Below are 16,386 nucleotides of genomic sequence, written 5' to 3'. Positions count from 1 at the left end.
GTTACAGGCGTCCTTGCGTTGGGGGATCTGAAGAGGCAGCAGCAGGACAACGATACGGCAGTGGTAGGTGAATGCGTCAGGTCGGGAGGACGCGTCTGCCGCGTACCCTCACACAGAGTCACCCGGCCGACATAAGGTGGTCCGCATGGTCGGACGTCAGGGCGCCGCCAGGGGGTCACTCCTGCGCGCCCTGAGGGCGTCCAAGGGCTTCACCCAGCAGGAGATCGCCGAGCGGTCGCAGGTGACCGAACGCAGCATCCGCGAGATCGAGCGCGGTGCGGTGACCCGGCCCCGCACCGACTCACTGCTGCGCATCGCGGCCGCCCTCGACCTCGGCGCCACCGAGACGACCGCTTTCGTACGCGCGTATCGCGGCGGTGGCCGAACCGACACGACACCGCCCAACCCGATCGCCGCGACGCCTCCGGCCATCTCGCCGGCGGAGCTGCCCCGCGACCTGCCGGACTTCGTCGGGCGCATCGACGAGATCGAGCAGATCAGTGCGATGCTGCGGGGTATACCCGCGTCGGCCGGTCCGGCGTCGGTCACCGTGGTCATCTCCGGAGCGGGTGGCCTGGGCAAGTCGTCGCTGGCGATCCATGCGGCGCACCGGGTGGCCGACGACTTCCCCGACGGGCAGGTGTTCGTCGACCTGTCGGCCAACGCCGACGCCGACGAGGTGCACGAGGCGCTGGGCGACATCCTGTGGAGCTTCGGCATGCGTGAGGACATCCCGATGCAGCGTGGGTCGAGGGTCCGCATGATGCGGTCCCTGACGGCGCGTACGCGTGCGCTGCTCGTCATCGACAACGTCCCCGAAGACGTCGACGTCGCCGACCTCCTCCCCTCCGGAGCCGGGAATGCGCTGCTGGTGACCTCGCGTTCGCGGCTGTCCGGGCTGCACGCCAACCTGACCGTCGAGCTGCGCCCGCTCACCGCCGAACAGGGCGCCAGCCTGCTGATGTCGGCCGCCGGCGACGCGTCCGCGGAGCTCACCGGCGAGCAACGCGCCCGGATCGCGGAGCTGTGCGGCATGCACCCCCTCGCGCTGCGGGTGTGCGGCGCCCGCCTCAGTGCGCGCAGCGGCCCGTCGGCCGCCGACCTGATCGCCCGGCTCGAAACCGAGGAGAGTCGCATCGAGCAGCTCGACTACGGCTCGTTCGGCGTCCGCTCGACCCTCGTCGCCGGCGTACGTACGCTCGCGCGATCGACATCCCCGGCCGACGCGGCCGCCCTCGACGCGCTCTCGCTGATGTCGTCGTCGCCCCTGCGGGACTTCTCGGTCGACTCCGTCGCGGCCCTGACGCGAACCGGCCGGGCGGCGGCCGTCGACGTCGTCGAGCGGCTCGGCGAGGTACAGATGGTCAGCTCGCGCCGCCCCGGCCGGTTGGGCATGCACGACCTGAGCCGGCTCGCCGTCGCGTCGGAGGTGCCGGCCGACCCCGAGCGGGTCGCTGCCGGCATGCGCTGCTTCGCCGCGATGTGGCTCGAGCACTGGCGGCGGCTCGGCGAGCTGTTCCTCGACGATCCGCACTGCGTGTACGAGCAGCTGCACGACATCTCCCCGGACTACGAATCCGACATCGACTCACGACGGTGGCTCGAGGCGGAGTATCCGAACATGCGAGCGGCGGCGTCCGGCGAGTGGGTACGCAGCCCGCTCGACCTGCTGTCCTGCTACCAGCTGTCGTACCCGTTCCACGGCCTCGCCATCCAGCGCGGCGACTCGACCTCGGCGGCCGACGCATCGGAGTCGCTGGCCGTACGCGCGGAGGAGTTCGACATGCCGTACGTCGCGGCGCAGCTGTACCGCAGCGCTGCCGAGACGATGAGCAGCGACGGAGACCAGCAGACGGCCCGCGTGCTCAGCTCGGTCGCCACCCGCCACGCCGCGCGCGTACGCGACCCGCTGCTGTCGCAGGTCGCCCGCTCGCACGTGCTGTCCGGCCGAGCGCTGATCGAGGGACGGTTGGGCAATCTCGCCGAGGCGGAGTCGGGCCTGCGCGACGCGATCAGGATCCTGCGCGGCAGGAACCACTGGCGCCGCCAGGTGTGCCTGCACAACCTCGCGTACGCCTGCCGGCTGCAGGGCAGACAGGTCGAGGCGGCGCACTACACGTTGCGCGCCGTATCGGCGTACTCGCGGTCGTACGGCCTGGCCCTGAAGGGCATGGCCGAGCTGCTGCTCGAGCTGGGCAACGCGGAGGCGGCGCTCACGTACGTGGAGCGGGCGGCGGCGGCGGATGCGAAGCCGCACACGTACCGGCGTCGAGCCGACCATGCCGTGCTGCGAAGCAAGGTGCTCCGTGCCCTCGGGCGAAGCTCGGAAGCGGACCAGGCGGAGCGGACTGCCACCGCGCTCGCCGACAACTTCGGGTTCGGTGAGGTCTACGAGCGGCTTGCCGATAAGGAAGGGGCCAGCGGGTGAGCGGCCGGAAGGTGGTCTACACATGCGGAGTCCCGTTGGTGCCATCCCCCGCGTGACACAAACGGGACTCCACTAGTTATTAGAAGCCGACTCCGCTCGAAATACCAGCGAAATGACCGGAGGTTTGACCGGAAGTTTCTTCCCTACGGTCGCGTAATCGACGCTTCGTTCGGCGCGGGCATGGCCGGTAGCCGTGTTAGTTTGCGCCCATGTCGACTCGCGCCACTCGGATTGCCGCACCCGCCGTGTGCGGGGTACTCGCCCTGTCGTCGTCGGGCTCGGCACTGCTCGCCCCTGCCGACGCTGCACCCGCCACCATGGCGACTGCACCCGCACCGGCTTCGGTCGACCAGCGCCACGAGCCGCCTCGTCACGACCTGCTGCGATCCGACTCGGCCCGTTGGCGCTACAAGTACGCGACGGCCGGCCAGTACTACCGCAAGGGGAAGTATCCGTCGGGCTTGTTCGCGTCGTTCACCGTGCACAAACCCAAGGACGTCAAGGTTCGAAAGGGCGACCACAGCCTTGCCGAGATCGCGCTCGCTCGACCCGGCAGTAACCCGAACCGTCCGTCGTATATCGAAGTCGGCTGGGTGCGCGGTAACCACGACGGCAAGGTACGTCTGTTCGTGTTCTGGTGGGGTCTCAAGGGAAACCCGCACTGTTACAACTTCGCATGCAAGGGATTCGTACGCGCCGGAAAGGGAATCAGGCCGGGTGCGAAACTCAAGCCGGGATCGAAGATCCGGCTCGGCTGGGTGCACCGCAAGAATCGGTGGAATCTCTACGTCAACGGCAAGCGTTCCGGCTACTATCCCGACCGGCTATGGAAGAACAAGTTCGAACGCATCTCCTGGGCGCAGGTCTTCGGCGAGGTCGCATACAGCGGCGGCAAGGGCCGGTGCATCGACATGGGCAACGGCAAGCTCGCGCGCAAGCACAAGGGTGCCCGAGTGTGGAACATGAAGACCCGTGGGAAGAGCACGGCGCACTTCACCAAGTGGGGCGAGGTTCGTGGGCAGTACGGATTCAAGCGGCTGAGCGGTAAGGCATTCCGCTACGGCGGCCCGGGCCCGTGCTGAGCCGCACGTGACGATCCGGCCCGCGGTCGCGGGCGAGGCGGATGCCTTGCGCGACCTGGCCCGAGCGGCGTACGCGCACTATGTGGAGCGGATCGGTACCGAACCGTGGCCGATGCTGGCCGACTACACGCAGCTGGTCGAGCAGGGTTCCGTATGGGTCGCCGCGCGTGACCACGCGATCGTCGGACTGATCGTCCTGCTGCCGGAGGAGGGGCACCTGTTGTTGGACAACGTCGCGGTTTCGCCCGACGCGCAGGGTCAGGGCGTCGGCGGTCGGCTGCTCGCGTTCGCCGACGAGCATGCCCGCGACCTCGGATATGCCGAGGTGCGCCTCTACACCAACGAAGCGATGACCGAGAACATCGCGTACTACCCACGGCACGGGTACGTCGAAACGCACCGCGGCGAGTTCGGCGAGTACCGGCGGGTGCATTTCACCAAGACGCTCTGATATCGGCTGTCCCGGTGCTACGCGGCTCGCGTACCCGGCGGCGGTGGTGCGGCGACGATCATCGCGAACAGGCCCTTCGCCGCCGGCGACAGCGCACGTCCGCCGTTCCAGCACACCGCGACGACCCGCTCGTGCGTGCCGCCGAGCCGCCGGATGCGTACGCCGTCGGTGTTCGCGATCCTGGCGGCCAACGCGTTGGTGACGCCGAGGCCGAGGCCCGCGCGCACCATCGCGACCAGCGAGTCGGGTTGGTTCGTCGCCTGCACCGGCTCCAGCTCGTACCCGGCCGAACGAAACAGCTCGTACGGCTCGAAGGACGCCGTCTCCGAGTGGTCGAGGCGCCCGATCGAGATCAGCGGGTACGCGGCGACGTCCGCGACCGCGAGCGGCTCGGGCGCGGTGGCGAGCGGGTGGTGCTCGGGAAGGACCACGACGAGCGGCTCCCGCCACAGCGGCCGCGACTCCACCAGCGACAGGCGCGGCGGCGGTGTCATCGGCCGCAGGTAGAGGTCGACCTGGCCGGAGCGCAGCGACTCGTCCATCTCGAGCGTCGACCGCTCGACCAGGGACACCTCGATATCGGGGGCCGTGCGCTCGACCGCAGTGAGCAGGGCGGGTACGAACCCCGCGCTGGCGCTCGGGTGCGCGCCGAGATGTACCAGGCCGCGCGTACCCCCGCGCCACGCGGACATCGCGGACTCGGCGGCGTCCAGCTGCTGCAGGATGGCCCGGGCATGCTCGACCAAGCTGCGCCCGGCGTCGGTGAGCTCGACGGGCCGCCGACGACGGTCGAAGATCACCAGCCCGGCGGCGCGTTCGAGTGAGGCCACGTGCAGGCTCACGCGGGGCTGCGATCGGTGGGTCGCCTCGGCGGCCGCGACGAAGCTCCCGGTGTCGACGACCGCGAGGAATGAGACAAGCCATTCCAGCCGGACATCCGGAGTCAGCACCCGACATACCTCCGGTCTCGTCTCGCGGCAGGCGTAGCGGCCCGAGTCTATGGTCCGCGATCGTGCGTACGCGCTCCGGCGGGCGCCCTCGAGCATCAGCGACCCTGATAGCTATATCCGAGAGAGGCGCTTAACAGCCGTCGGCGTGCTGCGTAGATTACGTTTCACTCGCGCAGGACGAAGACGGTTCCGGCGGAGAAGCGCGGCGTTCAGGGATTGTTTTCGGGGCGGGCAATGCCACCTTCTCCTCGGCGGAAAGGGGCGGTGATGACGGCGAACAGGCGTCAGGTAATCAAGACCATGGGAGCGCTGCCGATCGCGGCAGCAGTACCGGCCGCGGGCATGCTGAGTGCCTCCGCGGCAGAGGCGACAGCCGCGCCGCATGCGGGCGCTCTCGGCGGGCGTGACCTGTTCGCGGAGGTCGGGATCGAGCCGCTGATCAATGCCCGCGGCACGATGACGTACCTGTCGGGAAACCTGATGCTCCCCGAGGTCGTCGATGCCATCCGCGCGACCTCGCACGAGTTCGTGAACATGTACGAACTGCAGGACGCCGTCGGCGCCAAGCTCGCGGAACTGCTCGACTGCGAGGCGGCCATGGTCACCGCCGGCGCCGCGAGCGCGCTCGCGATAGGCACGGCCGCCGTACTGACCGGAACGGATGAGGAGAAGATCAAGGCGCTGCCGTTCCTGCCCGGTCCGCGGCGTGAGGTGGTGATCCAGAAGTCGCACCGCTACGTCTTCGACCAGAACGTACGCATGGCCGGTGTCGACTTCGTCGAGGTCGAGGGCCCGCGCGAGATGGAGCGCGCCATCAACGACAAGACGGTCATGGGGTTGTTCTTCAACGCCGCCTCGTCCTGGTACGGCACGCCGGACTCCGTCTCCAGGGAGCAGTTCGTGGAGATCGCGAAGCGACACAAGATCCCGACGTTCATCGATGCCGCCGCCGACGTACCTCCGATGGAGCGGCTGTTCGAGTACCAGCGGATGGGCTTCGACCTGGTGACCTTCTCGGGCGGCAAGATCATCCGCGGACCACAGAGCGCGGGAATCCTGCTCGGGCGCCGCGACCTGATCGAGGCCGCGAAGCTCAACTTCAGCCCGTACGAGGCGCCGATCGGGCGGACGATGAAGGTCAACAAGGAAGAGATCTTCGGGATGTACGCCGCCATCAAGTCGTACCTCGAGCGTGACCACGACCGGGAGTGGGACGACTGGGTCGACCGCACCGAGCGGATAGCTCGGGCGGTACGCCGGGTGCCGACCGTCGAGGCGGAGATGGTCGTACCCCCGGGCCCCGCCAACGAGTTTCCGGGCCTCGAGGTGACGTGGGACCAGGACACCGTGCAGATCAGCCCCGACGAGGTGATCGAGCGGCTGCGCGACGGACGGCCGCGGATCGAGGTCGCCGGCGGGGGAGACACCCTCGGCATCGCGGTCGTGACGCTGCGCGCCGATCAGGTGCAGATCGTCGCCCGCCGCGTACACCGGATGCTGGCCGACGCTGCGCGCGGCTGACCCCGGCGCGTCCCACAACGTGGACGCCGGTGTGGGCCGGGCGTACCTGTGCGACCGTCGGAATACGGCACTGCCCGGGCAGGTTGTGCCGTAGGAGGTGTCGTACGTGGGTGATGTTCTCGGGGGTCCGGGCGGCGTCATCCATCGGGTGGCGATGCTCTCGGCGCACACGTCTCCGACCGATCGGCCGGGCACGGGCGACGCCGGTGGCATGAATGTCTACGTGCTCGAGCTGTCCCGTCGACTCGCCGACCTCGGCATCGAGGTCGACATATTCACCCGGGCCACCTCTTCTGAGCTGCCGCCGGTGACCTCCGTCGCCGACGGCGTACAGCTGCACGCGGTCGCGGCCGGCCCGTTCGAGCAACTGACGAAGGCGGATCTCCCCTCGCAGCTGTGCGGGTTCGTACGCGATGTGCTGCGCGCCGAAGCCGAGGAGCGTCCGGGTCGGTACGACCTGATCCACTCGCACTACTGGCTGTCCGGACAGGTCGGACTCGTCGCGCGCGACCGTTGGAACGTGCCACTCGTGCATTCGATGCACACGATGGCCAGGGTGAAGAACGCCTCCCTCGCCGCGGGTGACACTCCCGAGCCGTCCGGGAGGATCGCCGGCGAGCAGCAGATCGTCGACATCGCGGACCGGCTGATCGCCAACACCTCCGACGAGGCGGCCGAGCTCGTCGGACACTACGGGGCACGGCCGGAGCGGGTCGCGGTCGTGCATCCGGGCGTCGACCTCGCGACGTTCCGGCCCGCCGATGCGGCGGCGGCGCGTACCTCGCTCGGCATCGACGCGGACGCCGACGTACTCCTGTTCGTCGGCCGGATCCAGCCGCTCAAGGCGCCCGACGTGCTGCTGCGTGCGGCCGCGCTGCTGCGGCGAGACCCCGACCTTCGCGAGTCGCTGGTCGTCGCGGTCGTCGGCGGCCCGTCTGGCTCGGGTCTGGAGCGCCCGACGGCGCTCGTCGACCTCGCCGCCGAGCTGGGCATCGGCGACGCCGTCCGCTTCGTACCGCCGGTCGACCGAGCGACGCTCGCGCGCTGGTACGCCGCGGCGTCGGTCGTCTGCGTGCCGTCGTACAACGAGTCGTTCGGACTGGTGGCACTGGAGGCGCAGGCATGCGGCACCCCGGTGGTCGCGGCCGACGTCGGCGGGCTCGCGACCGCTGTCCGTGACGGCGAGAGCGGGACGCTGGTCGCCTCGCACGACCCGGCCGATTACGCCGCTGCCATCGCGCCGCTGCTGCGCGACGAACGGCTGCGCTCGGCGTACGGCCGCGTGGCGATACGCCATGCGGCCGGTTTCGGCTGGCGGGAGACGGCGGGGCGTACCGTCGAGGTCTACCGCGCCGCGATCGGGCGGCGTCAGCGTCAATCGGAGGTTGCGTCGTGAGCACGGTCGCCGACACGATCCGCAGCAGTCTGCAGGCCGCCGACCTGGAGTTCGCCGAGCATCACGCCGGCGTCTTCGAGGTCGAGCTCCCCGGCGAGCGCAAGCTCACGACGGCGTGCCGGCTCGAGGTCGGCGAGCAGGCGCTCGGCATCCACGCGTTCGTCGCGCGCCGGCCCGACGAGAACCACGAGGCGGTCTACCGATGGCTGCTCGAACGCAACCTGAAGCTGTACGCGGTTGCGTTCGCGGTCGACCACAACGGCGACATCCATCTGGACGGCCGGCTCCCGTTGCACGCCGTCACGCCCGAGGAGATCGATCGCGTGCTCGGTGCCGTGCTGACGTACGCCGACGAGTCGTTCAACACGATTCTCGAGCTCGGCTTCGCCAGCTCGATCCGCAAGGAGTGGCAGTGGCGGATCGCCCGTGGAGAGTCGACCCGCAACCTCGACGCGTTCCGCGGCTGGCTCGAGCGCGATCCCGCCCCCGAATCCTGAGTCGTCGGAGTTGATGCGCCGAGTCGTCAGAGTTGGCCGCACGAGTGACTACTCGGCGGTGCGGGAGCGACGACTCAGCGCTGGGCGGCGATGGCGACCAGGTCGGTGGCCGGGGAGCGCAGCGTCTCGTCGGCGCGCCAGATCGCGAACAGCGGCCGGCGCAGGTCGAGCTGCGTCGTGACCTCCACGAGTACGCCGGCGTCGAGGTGTGAGCGTACGGCGACCTCCGAAACGACGGCGGGTCCGACACCGTTGACGGCCGCGCCGACCAAGGCGCTCGTCGAGCTCGCCTCGAGCGCGATCCGGGGCTCGGTGCCGAGTGCGCGGTCGAACGTCTCGCGTGTGCCACTGCCCGCCTCGCGGAGTACCAGCGGGGTCTGCGCGAGTTCGTCGGCCGTCGGAGCGTACACGCGCCGCGCCCACTCGTGGCGCGCGGCGACGACGACCGCGAGTCGGTCACTACCGACCCGGCGGGTCGACAGCCCGCGCGGGCGCTCGGGGCTCTCGGTGAATCCGAGCTGTACGTCGCGCCGGCGGACCTGCGCCTCGACCTCCGCGCTGTTCATCACCCGAAGCGCCGTGTGCACGTCGGGCCTGGTGCGCTGCATCTCGCCGAGCCAGCGGGGCAGGAAGTACTCGGCGATCGTCAGGCTGGCCGCGATCTCCAGGCCGCCCTTGCGCTGCTCGCTGAGGGCGGCGACCCCGGCCTGGAGCGTGTCGACCTCGCGGAGCACGTTCTCCGCCCACGAGCACACCGCCTGACCGTCTTCGGTCAGGTTCGAACCGCGGGTCGATCGCGACACCAGCGAGAGTCCGTAACCGGACTCGACAGACCGTAGCCGGGCGCTCGCCGCGGGTTGGCTGATACCCAGCTCGCGCGCGGCCGCGCCGAGGCTGTGGTGTCGGTCGATCGCCACGATCAGGCGTAGCGACTCCAGGTCGATCCGCGAAGCCATAACGAGAGTTTATGACCCGTCGCGAAACCGGGGTCTACTGGCACCGCCGCGCCGCGCCGAACCTGGAGTCATGCTTCTCCGCACCCGTCCGCGCCGCGCCACGTACGTCGCCGAGCTCGCCGGTCTGGCGGTGCCGCTGACCGCCGCGCTCGCCGCGATCGGCATCGGCATCCTGGTTCCGCTGGCGAGCCCTCTTCTGGTCGCCCTGGTGATCGGGGCGGCGATCGGCAACACCCGTCTCGGCGACCACGCCTGGCTGCGCGATCAGCAGCGCGTCACCAAGCTGTTGCTTCGCGTCGGCGTCGTGCTGCTCGGCCTGCGGCTCCCCCTTCAGGATCTCGCCACCGTCGGCGTACGCGGCATCGCCGTCATCGCGGTGACCGTCGTCGCCACCTTCACCCTGACCTGCTATCTCGGCGGGCGCATGGGGCTCGAGCGCGGACTGGTGAGCCTGATCGCGTCGGGGTTCTCCATCTGCGGCGCCTCCGCGATCGCCGCCGTGGAGACGGGCATCCGGCGCCGCGACGAGGATGTCGCGCTGTCGATCGCGATGGTCACGGTGTTCGGCACGCTGATGATCGTCGTACTCCCCGTCACCGGATCGCTGCTGGGCTTGACCGATACGCAACTCGGTGTGTGGGCCGGCGCGTCCATCCACGAGGTGGCGCAGGTCGTGGCCGCGGCGTCCGCGGCCGGTGCTGCCGCGGTCGCGATCGCGACCACGATCAAGCTCGGCAGGGTGTCGATGCTCGCCTTGGCGTTCGTCGCCGTGCAGCGTCGCGAGCGGCGCGCCGAGCCGGCCGGGCGTACCGAGGCGAAGGCCCCGGTGTTGCCCTGGTTCGTCGTCGGGTTCGTCGTCGCTGCGGGAGTACGTACGGCGGGGCTGCTCGGGCCGGGCGTGCTCGAGGTGGCCGACGTCGCCACGACCTTGCTGCTCGCGTGCGCGATGTTCGGACTCGGCCTGATGATGCGCGTGGCCGCACTGTTCCCCGTGCCGTGGCGAGTCCTCGGACTCGCCACGGCCTCGACCGGTATCGCGTCGTCGGTGTCCCTCGCCCTCACCCTGGCGCTCTTCTGAGTCGACAGCCGCCGTGGGCCGCACACTCGTGCGGCGACACACCGGCGTGTCGCACCAGAACGTGCGGCTCACGGGGCCGCCGCATGCGTTTCGACACATCGGGTGACCGGCATGGAATGCCTCGGGGTGGGCCTTCGTTGCCGTCGGTGTGAAGGTACAAGTGTTCTCAGACGTCGTCTGCCCGTGGTGTTACATCGGGGTCACCCGGTTCGAGCGGGCGGCCGCGGCGGTGACGCTCTCGACCGGCACCGAGATCGAGGTGACGCTGCGTTCGTACCAGCTCGACCCCGATGCACAGAGCTCCGGCGAACCGTTGGTCGACGCTCTGGGCGCCAAGTTCGGCGGGCCCGAACAGGTCGCCGCCATGGTCGAGCGAGTACGCGCGGCAGGGCGGCCGGACGGACTCGACTTCGACTTCCAGTCGGCGGTCGCGGCCAACACGTACGACGCCCACCGGCTGCTGACCTGGACGGCCGCGCACGCCGGCGCCGGGGCACAGGGCGATCTCGCGCACGAGCTGTGGCGCGCACACTTCGTCGAGGGCGCCGATGTCGCCGACCACGACACGCTCGCCGCACGTGCCGCGCTGGTCGGACTCGACGCGGAGCGGGTCGACGAGGTGCTGGCATCCGGCGTCGCCGGCGACGAGGTCACGATGCAGCGAGAAGCGGCGCACGACCTCGACATCCGGTCGGTGCCGACGTTCGTCATCGACAACCGTTGGATGATCACCGGTGCGCAGCCACAGGATGCGATCGAGCGCGCCCTTCGCGAGCTGGTCACGGCCGAGCAGTGATCCGGCCCACCGGCGTCGCCCCGGTGCTCGCTAGCCTGTGGCCATGGCCGATACGCACACGCTGATCCTGCTCCGCCACGGCGAGAGCGAGTGGAATGCCAAGAACCTGTTCACCGGCTGGGTGGACGTGCCGCTGAACGACAAGGGTGAGCGGGAGGCCGTACGCGGAGCCGAGCTCATCCGCGAGGCGGGCCTGCTGCCGGACGTACTCCACACGTCGCTGCTCCGGCGTGCGATCGCCACTGCGCAGCTCGCCCTCGACGGGATCGACCGGCACTGGATTCCGGTGCGCCGCACCTGGCGGCTGAACGAGCGCCACTACGGTGCCCTGCAGGGCAAGGACAAGAAGGCGACCCTCGCGGAGTTCGGCGAGGAGCAGTTCATGAAGTGGCGCCGCTCGTACGACACGCCACCGCCTCCCATCGCCGCCGACGACCCGTACAGCCAGGACGCCGACCCGCGGTACGCCGTGCTGCCGCCCGACGCGCGCCCGCGGACCGAGTGCCTCAAGGACGTTCTCGAGCGGATGCTGCCGTACTGGTACGACGGCATCGTCCCCGACCTGCGCCGCGGCGACACGGTGCTCGTCACCGCGCACGGCAACTCCCTGCGCGCGCTCGTCAAGCACCTCGACGACATGGACGAGCAGACGATCGTCGGGCTGAACATCCCGACGGGCATCCCGCTCGTCTACGAGCTGGACGACCAGATGCGGCCCGTCACGAAGGGCGGCCGCTACCTCGACCCCGACGCGGCCGCCGAGGCGATCAAGGCCGTCGCGAACCAGGGCCGCTGAGGTGGCATCGCGCCGCGGATGAGCCCGCGCCGGGGCGGTACGGAGGGAGTCCGCCCCGGCATGGGCCCAGTTCAGGTTCCGCTAACAGAGCGGCACGCCCGGGAGCTGGGCGTCGGGGTGGTCGATGTAGATGTTCGTGATGTAGCCGTTGTAGCCCGCGAGCTTCGACCACCAGTTGTTCGTGTAGCCCTCGGCGGTGACGGTCTCGCCCTGTTCCTGGCAGATCACGTTGACGTTCGTCGGACCGCCGAGGGTGCCGACCGCGGCCGAGCCCGTGTTGGACTCCGCGCGGAGGTTCACCCCTGAGCCCCACGTACGGAACGGATGGCTGCCGTCGTCGCCGCAGCCGTTGTCGCTGGTCAGGGACTTCTCGAAGTACCCGCCCGGGTACGGCGCGAGCGACTGCCCGTTGATCTCGATCGTCTGGCCCTCGCCGTTGTAGAGCTGCTCGTAGTGCTGGTGCGGGCCGCTCGAAGCGCCGGTGCTGCCGGTGACTCCGATCTGCTGGCCTTGGGCGACCTGCGCGCCGTCGGGCGTCGAGAAGTCGCTCAGGTGGAAGTAGTAGGTCTGCCAGCCGTCGCCGTGGTCGATCACGACGTAGTTGCCGGCGCCACCGTCCTCCCAGTGGTGGCTGACCGTGCCCGCGGCCGAGGCGAGCACCGGGGCGCCGTTCGTGTTGCCGCCCGTGTCGACGAAGTCGAGTGCGAGACGTACCTCGGAGCTGTGGTGGCTGTACGTCCAGGTCTGGCCGCACGGGAACGGTGCCTTGAAGGTCGGTTTCGCCATCGCGGGTGAGGCGCCCGAGACGACACCGACGACGACGAGAGCTGCAGCGGCGACGAGGGCACGAACACGCATATGCAATCGTTACCCGAATCGTTGCGCAGGCAAACCTGCGCCGTCAGAGGGACGCGGCCGCACCTGTACCGTGCTGCGGTGACACCTCTCGAGATGATCCTGGTGGCCGTAGCGGGCCTGGGTGCCGGGATCATCAACACGATCGTCGGTTCCGGGACCCTGATTACCTTCCCGACGCTCGTCGCGTTCGGCGTACCCCCGGTGACCGCGACGATGAGCAACGCGCTCGGGCTGATCCCGGGTGGGCTGACCGGTTCGTTCGGCTACCGGCGTGAGCTCGCGGGCCAGCGTCGGCGCCTGATCGTACTGGCGCCGGCGTCGTTCGTCGGCGCCCTCACCGGCGCGTACCTGCTGCTGCACCTTCCCGAGGACGCGTTCGTCACCATCGTCCCGGTGCTACTGGCGATCGCGCTCGTCCTGGTCGTCGGGCAGCCGTACCTGCAGCGTCGGCTCGCGGCGCGGCGCGAGGCCGCGGTTGCCGCCGGTCACGTGCCTGCCACGTACGCCGACGGGACGCCGAAGATCGGTCGGGGCCACGTACTGGCGACCATCGCCGGCATCTACCTGTGCGGCGTGTACGGCGGCTACTTCACCGCAGCACAAGGGATCCTGGTCGTCGGTGTGCTCGGCATCCTCGTGCCCGACTCCCTGCAGCGACACAATGCGACCAAGAACGTACTGTCCCTCGTGGTCAACCTGGTCGCGGGCGTGACGTACCTGATCGTCGGCTGGGACCGGATCGACTGGACGGCCGTCGCCTTGATCGCCGGCGGCTCGCTGTGCGGCGGCGTCGTCGGTGCACGCGTCGGTAGACGGCTGCCGCCGACCGCTCTTCGCGTCTGCATCGTCGTGCTCGGACTCGTGGCGATCTACAACCTGCTTCGGTTGTGACCCGGGCCGCCTTCGTCAGGCGGTCGCTTCCGGGTGCTCGCCGGTCACGAGGTAGACGACGCGGCGGGCCATCGAGACCGAGTGGTCGCCGATGCGCTCGTAGTAGCGGCCGAGCAGCGCGATGTCGATCGCGGCCTCGACGCCGTGGTCCCACTCGTCACCGAGCAGAGCACGGAACAGCGAGCGGCGCAGCTTGTCCATCTCGTCGTCCTGTGCCTCGAGCTCGCGTGCGGCATCGACGTCGCGCTCGGCGACGATCCGCGACGCCGAGGCGACCATCTCCTCGGCGACCTCGGCCATCCGAGAGATCGTCGGCCGCAGGGGCTCGGGAACGGCGACGTCGGGCATCCGCATCCGGGCGACCTTGGCGATGTGCACCGACAGGTCACCCATCCGCTCGAGGTCTGCCACCATCCGTAGCGTCGCGACGAGTTGGCGGAGGTCCGTCGCGACCGGCTGCTGGGTGGCGAGCAGGTGCAGCGAGCGCTCCTCGATGATCTCGCGGGCCTGGTCGATGTCGCGGTCACCGGAGATGACCGACTCGGCCGCTTCGGCGTTCGCGTCCAACAACGCGTCGGTCGCCTCGAGCACCGCCGTACGTACGGCGGCGGTCATGGCGACCAGGTCGTCGACGACAGAGTCGAGTTGGTCGTAGTACTGATCACGCATGTTTCGAACAGTAGGTAGCCAGGGTGACGGGCGGGCGACCTGCCGTGAACGCACAGTGAACAATCGGCAAAAGCCCAGGTCACAAGCGCCTAGTGGATCAAGCAGCGGTGAACCGGATGCGTACGATCGGGGGTGTGAGCACCGATGTGCAGCTCGTCCTCGTGGGTCTACTCGGCGCCGTTCTCGGCGTCGGCGTAGCTCTCGTCTGGCGACTCTCGGAGCGGTCGCAGCGCGAGATCCCCGACGGCCCGACTCCGACCATCCCGGCCGGTGTCGAGTCCGTACTGTCGGTGCTGCGCTCGTCGACCGTCGTCCTCGACGAGGACGACACGATCGTGAAGGCCTCCGCGCCGGCGTACGCGATCGGCATCGTGCACGACGACCGGCTCGCGCACGATGACCTGGTCGAGCTGGTACGAAAGGTGCGTCGCGATGGTGAGGTACGCCAGGCCGAGCTCACCTTGAGCCGTAACCGTTCGGCCCTGCCGATGCACCTCGTCGCGCGGGTCGCGCCGCTTTCCAGCAAGCTGGTGCTCGTCCTCGTCGACGACCGTACGCGCGAGCGACGGGTCGAGGCGATCCGGCGCGACTTCGTGGCCAACGTCTCGCACGAGCTCAAGACGCCGATCGGTGCGATGAACCTGCTCGCCGAGGCGGTTGCGGAGGCGAAGGACGACCCGGGGGCGGTGGAGCGGTTCGCCGGCCGGATCCAGATCGAGAGCGAGCGGCTCAACCGCCTCGTGCAACAGATCATCGAGCTGTCGCGTCTGCAGGCCGACGAGCTCGTCGACGAGCCGGTCGACGTGGACATCGCCGAGCTGGTCGACAGCGCGATCGAGCGCAGCCGCACCGACGCCGAGGCCAAGCAGATCTCGCTGCGCGGACGTACCGACGGCGACCTGCACGTCCTCGGTGAGCCGGACCAGATCCTGGCGGCGGTCAGCAACCTGGTAGAGAACGCCGTGGCCTACAGCCCGGAGGGCTCGCGGGTCGCGGTCGTCGCGGCCGCGAAGGACTCCCGGGTGCAGATCACCGTCACCGATCGCGGGATCGGGATCCCGCAGGCCGAGATCGAGCGCATCTTCGAGCGCTTCTACCGCGTCGACCCGGCGCGCGCGCGTACGACCGGCGGCACCGGGCTCGGCCTGTCGATCGTCAAGCACGTGGCCGCGAGCCACGGCGGCGAGGTGAAGGTCTGGAGCGAGCCCGGACAGGGCTCGTCGTTCTCGATCTGCCTGCCGCGACACGAGACCGCCTCGGAATCCGAGGCGTACGTAGGCAACGAAACCGACGACGCAGACCGCGTCGTGGAACCACTGCCCAAGGAGACAACACAGTGACCCGTGTTCTCGTCGTCGAAGATGAGGAAAGCTACAGCGACGCCCTCGCGTACGTGCTGCGCAAGGAGGGCTTCGAGGTGTCGATCGCCGAGAACGGCCATGACGCGCTGGCGGACTTCGACCGGGCCGGCGCCGACATCGTGCTCTTGGACCTGATGCTCCCCGGACTCCCCGGTACGGAGGTATGTCGCCAGATCCGCCAGACGTCGAACGTGCCGGTGATCATGGTGAGCGCCAAGGATGCCGAGGTCGACAAGGTCGTCGGCCTCGAGCTGGGTGCCGACGACTACGTGACGAAGCCGTACAGCCCGCGCGAGCTGGTCGCCCGGATCCGTGCGGTGCTGCGGCGCGGCACCGACGTCGACGAGGCGCCGACCGCCCTGGAGTCCGGGCGGGTACGAATGGACGTCGACCGCCACGTGGTGACCGTCGAGGGTTCGGAGGTGCGCCTGCCGCTCAAGGAGTTCGAGCTGCTCGAGATGTTCCTACGCAACACCGGGCGGGTGCTCACGCGGGGTCAGTTGATCGACCGCGTCTGGGGCGCGGACTACGTCGGCGACACCAAGACACTCGACGTACACGTCAAGCGTCTGCGCGCCAAGATCGAGCCAGATCCGTCGAATCCGCGGATGCTCGTGACGGTACGCGGGCTCGGTTACAAGTACGAGATGTGACCG

Annotated in this window: 16 protein-coding genes; 12 read left to right on the top strand and 4 right to left on the bottom strand. The window is 69.5% G+C overall.

The window, feature by feature from the left end; genetic code table 11:
• Window positions 1-145 precede the first annotated feature (145 nt).
• The 3 genes from L0C25_RS07310 (at window position 146) to L0C25_RS07300 (ending at window position 3,961) form a co-directional block, all read left to right on the top strand.
• Window positions 146-2,428, top strand: coding sequence for an NB-ARC domain-containing protein (locus L0C25_RS07310; RefSeq protein WP_271635795.1), 2,283 nt, complete (start codon window positions 146-148; stop codon window positions 2,426-2,428).
• Window positions 2,429-2,637: 209 nt separating this feature from the next.
• A complete protein-coding gene (locus L0C25_RS07305; protein WP_271635794.1) occupies window positions 2,638-3,510 on the top strand; it encodes a neprosin family prolyl endopeptidase in 873 nt (290 codons plus the stop codon).
• Window positions 3,511-3,517: 7 nt separating this feature from the next.
• Window positions 3,518-3,961 (top strand): GNAT family N-acetyltransferase, encoded by a 444-nt coding sequence (locus L0C25_RS07300; protein WP_271635793.1) that lies wholly within the window; start codon window positions 3,518-3,520, stop codon window positions 3,959-3,961.
• A 17-nt stretch (window positions 3,962-3,978) separates the two neighbouring features.
• Here L0C25_RS07300 and L0C25_RS07295 read toward each other — a convergent pair whose 3' ends face one another.
• On the bottom strand, window positions 3,979-4,911 hold the full coding sequence (locus L0C25_RS07295; RefSeq protein WP_271635792.1) for a LysR family transcriptional regulator: 933 nt from the start codon (window positions 4,909-4,911) through the stop codon (window positions 3,979-3,981).
• 267 nt (window positions 4,912-5,178) lie between these two features.
• On the opposite strand from L0C25_RS07295, the gene L0C25_RS07290 reads away from it, so the two are divergent.
• From L0C25_RS07290 to L0C25_RS07280, 3 genes are all read left to right on the top strand, one after another.
• Window positions 5,179-6,432, top strand: coding sequence for an aminotransferase class V-fold PLP-dependent enzyme (locus L0C25_RS07290; protein WP_271635791.1), 1,254 nt, complete (start codon window positions 5,179-5,181; stop codon window positions 6,430-6,432).
• Between the two features lie 106 nt (window positions 6,433-6,538).
• A complete protein-coding gene (gene mshA / locus L0C25_RS07285; RefSeq protein WP_333908572.1) occupies window positions 6,539-7,828 on the top strand; it encodes a D-inositol-3-phosphate glycosyltransferase in 1,290 nt (429 codons plus the stop codon).
• The gene (locus L0C25_RS07280) at window positions 7,825-8,325 is read left to right on the top strand and encodes a type III secretion system chaperone family protein (RefSeq protein WP_271635790.1); all 501 of its coding nucleotides are present in this window, start codon (window positions 7,825-7,827) and stop codon (window positions 8,323-8,325) included. The genes mshA and L0C25_RS07280 overlap by 4 nt, the downstream gene beginning before the upstream one ends.
• A 74-nt stretch (window positions 8,326-8,399) precedes the next feature.
• Here L0C25_RS07280 and L0C25_RS07275 read toward each other — a convergent pair whose 3' ends face one another.
• Window positions 8,400-9,281 (bottom strand): LysR family transcriptional regulator, encoded by an 882-nt coding sequence (locus L0C25_RS07275; protein WP_271635789.1) that lies wholly within the window; start codon window positions 9,279-9,281, stop codon window positions 8,400-8,402.
• A gap of 70 nt (window positions 9,282-9,351) precedes the next feature.
• On the opposite strand from L0C25_RS07275, the gene L0C25_RS07270 reads away from it, so the two are divergent.
• The 3 genes from L0C25_RS07270 (at window position 9,352) to L0C25_RS07260 (ending at window position 11,951) form a co-directional block, all read left to right on the top strand.
• The gene (locus L0C25_RS07270; RefSeq protein ID WP_271635787.1) at window positions 9,352-10,359 is read left to right on the top strand and encodes a YeiH family protein; all 1,008 of its coding nucleotides are present in this window, start codon (window positions 9,352-9,354) and stop codon (window positions 10,357-10,359) included.
• Between the two features lie 160 nt (window positions 10,360-10,519).
• Entirely contained in the window at window positions 10,520-11,155 is a 636-nt protein-coding gene (locus L0C25_RS07265; protein WP_271635786.1) for a DsbA family oxidoreductase, read from the top strand.
• A gap of 43 nt (window positions 11,156-11,198) precedes the next feature.
• Window positions 11,199-11,951: a phosphoglyceromutase gene (locus L0C25_RS07260; protein WP_271635784.1), complete on the top strand. Its 753-nt coding sequence runs from the start codon at window positions 11,199-11,201 to the stop codon at window positions 11,949-11,951.
• 81 nt (window positions 11,952-12,032) lie between these two features.
• On the opposite strand, the gene L0C25_RS07255 is transcribed toward L0C25_RS07260, so the two are convergent.
• Complete coding sequence (locus L0C25_RS07255) at window positions 12,033-12,809, bottom strand: M23 family metallopeptidase (RefSeq protein ID WP_271635783.1); 777 nt, start codon at window positions 12,807-12,809, stop codon at window positions 12,033-12,035.
• 78 nt (window positions 12,810-12,887) lie between these two features.
• On the opposite strand from L0C25_RS07255, the gene L0C25_RS07250 reads away from it, so the two are divergent.
• The gene (locus L0C25_RS07250) at window positions 12,888-13,700 is read left to right on the top strand and encodes a sulfite exporter TauE/SafE family protein (RefSeq protein ID WP_271635782.1); all 813 of its coding nucleotides are present in this window, start codon (window positions 12,888-12,890) and stop codon (window positions 13,698-13,700) included.
• Between the two features lie 15 nt (window positions 13,701-13,715).
• On the opposite strand, the gene phoU is transcribed toward L0C25_RS07250, so the two are convergent.
• Window positions 13,716-14,369, bottom strand: a complete 654-nt coding sequence (phoU, locus tag L0C25_RS07245) for a phosphate signaling complex protein PhoU (protein ID WP_271635781.1) — start codon at window positions 14,367-14,369, stop codon at window positions 13,716-13,718.
• Window positions 14,370-14,503: 134 nt separating this feature from the next.
• On the opposite strand from phoU, the gene L0C25_RS07240 reads away from it, so the two are divergent.
• The gene (locus L0C25_RS07240) at window positions 14,504-15,709 is read left to right on the top strand and encodes a sensor histidine kinase (RefSeq protein WP_271635780.1); all 1,206 of its coding nucleotides are present in this window, start codon (window positions 14,504-14,506) and stop codon (window positions 15,707-15,709) included.
• Window positions 15,706-16,383: a response regulator transcription factor gene (locus tag L0C25_RS07235; RefSeq protein WP_271635779.1), complete on the top strand. Its 678-nt coding sequence runs from the start codon at window positions 15,706-15,708 to the stop codon at window positions 16,381-16,383. The genes L0C25_RS07240 and L0C25_RS07235 overlap by 4 nt, the downstream gene beginning before the upstream one ends.
• Window positions 16,384-16,386 lie beyond the last annotated feature (3 nt).

The sequence above is a fragment of the Solicola gregarius genome (assembly GCF_025790165.1).
Taxonomy (GTDB): domain Bacteria; phylum Actinomycetota; class Actinomycetes; order Propionibacteriales; family Nocardioidaceae; genus Solicola; species Solicola gregarius.
The sequence above is the reverse complement of the archived record's forward strand: the minus strand, read 5'-3'. Positions and strand labels throughout refer to the sequence as shown.

Excerpts from the sequence above, each read along its gene's own strand:
- phoU (WP_271635781.1), bottom strand. The coding sequence starts at position 14,369 with ATGCGTGATCAGTACTACGACCAACTCGACTCTGTCGTCGACGACCTG.
- L0C25_RS07290 (WP_271635791.1), top strand. The coding sequence starts at position 5,179 with ATGACGGCGAACAGGCGTCAGGTAATCAAGACCATGGGAGCGCTGCCG.
- L0C25_RS07270 (WP_271635787.1), top strand. The coding sequence starts at position 9,352 with ATGCTTCTCCGCACCCGTCCGCGCCGCGCCACGTACGTCGCCGAGCTC.
- L0C25_RS07305 (WP_271635794.1), top strand. The coding sequence starts at position 2,638 with ATGTCGACTCGCGCCACTCGGATTGCCGCACCCGCCGTGTGCGGGGTA.
- L0C25_RS07275 (WP_271635789.1), bottom strand. The coding sequence starts at position 9,281 with ATGGCTTCGCGGATCGACCTGGAGTCGCTACGCCTGATCGTGGCGATC.
- L0C25_RS07260 (WP_271635784.1), top strand. The coding sequence starts at position 11,199 with ATGGCCGATACGCACACGCTGATCCTGCTCCGCCACGGCGAGAGCGAG.
- L0C25_RS07310 (WP_271635795.1), top strand. The coding sequence starts at position 146 with ATGGTCGGACGTCAGGGCGCCGCCAGGGGGTCACTCCTGCGCGCCCTG.
- L0C25_RS07255 (WP_271635783.1), bottom strand. The coding sequence starts at position 12,809 with ATGCGTGTTCGTGCCCTCGTCGCCGCTGCAGCTCTCGTCGTCGTCGGT.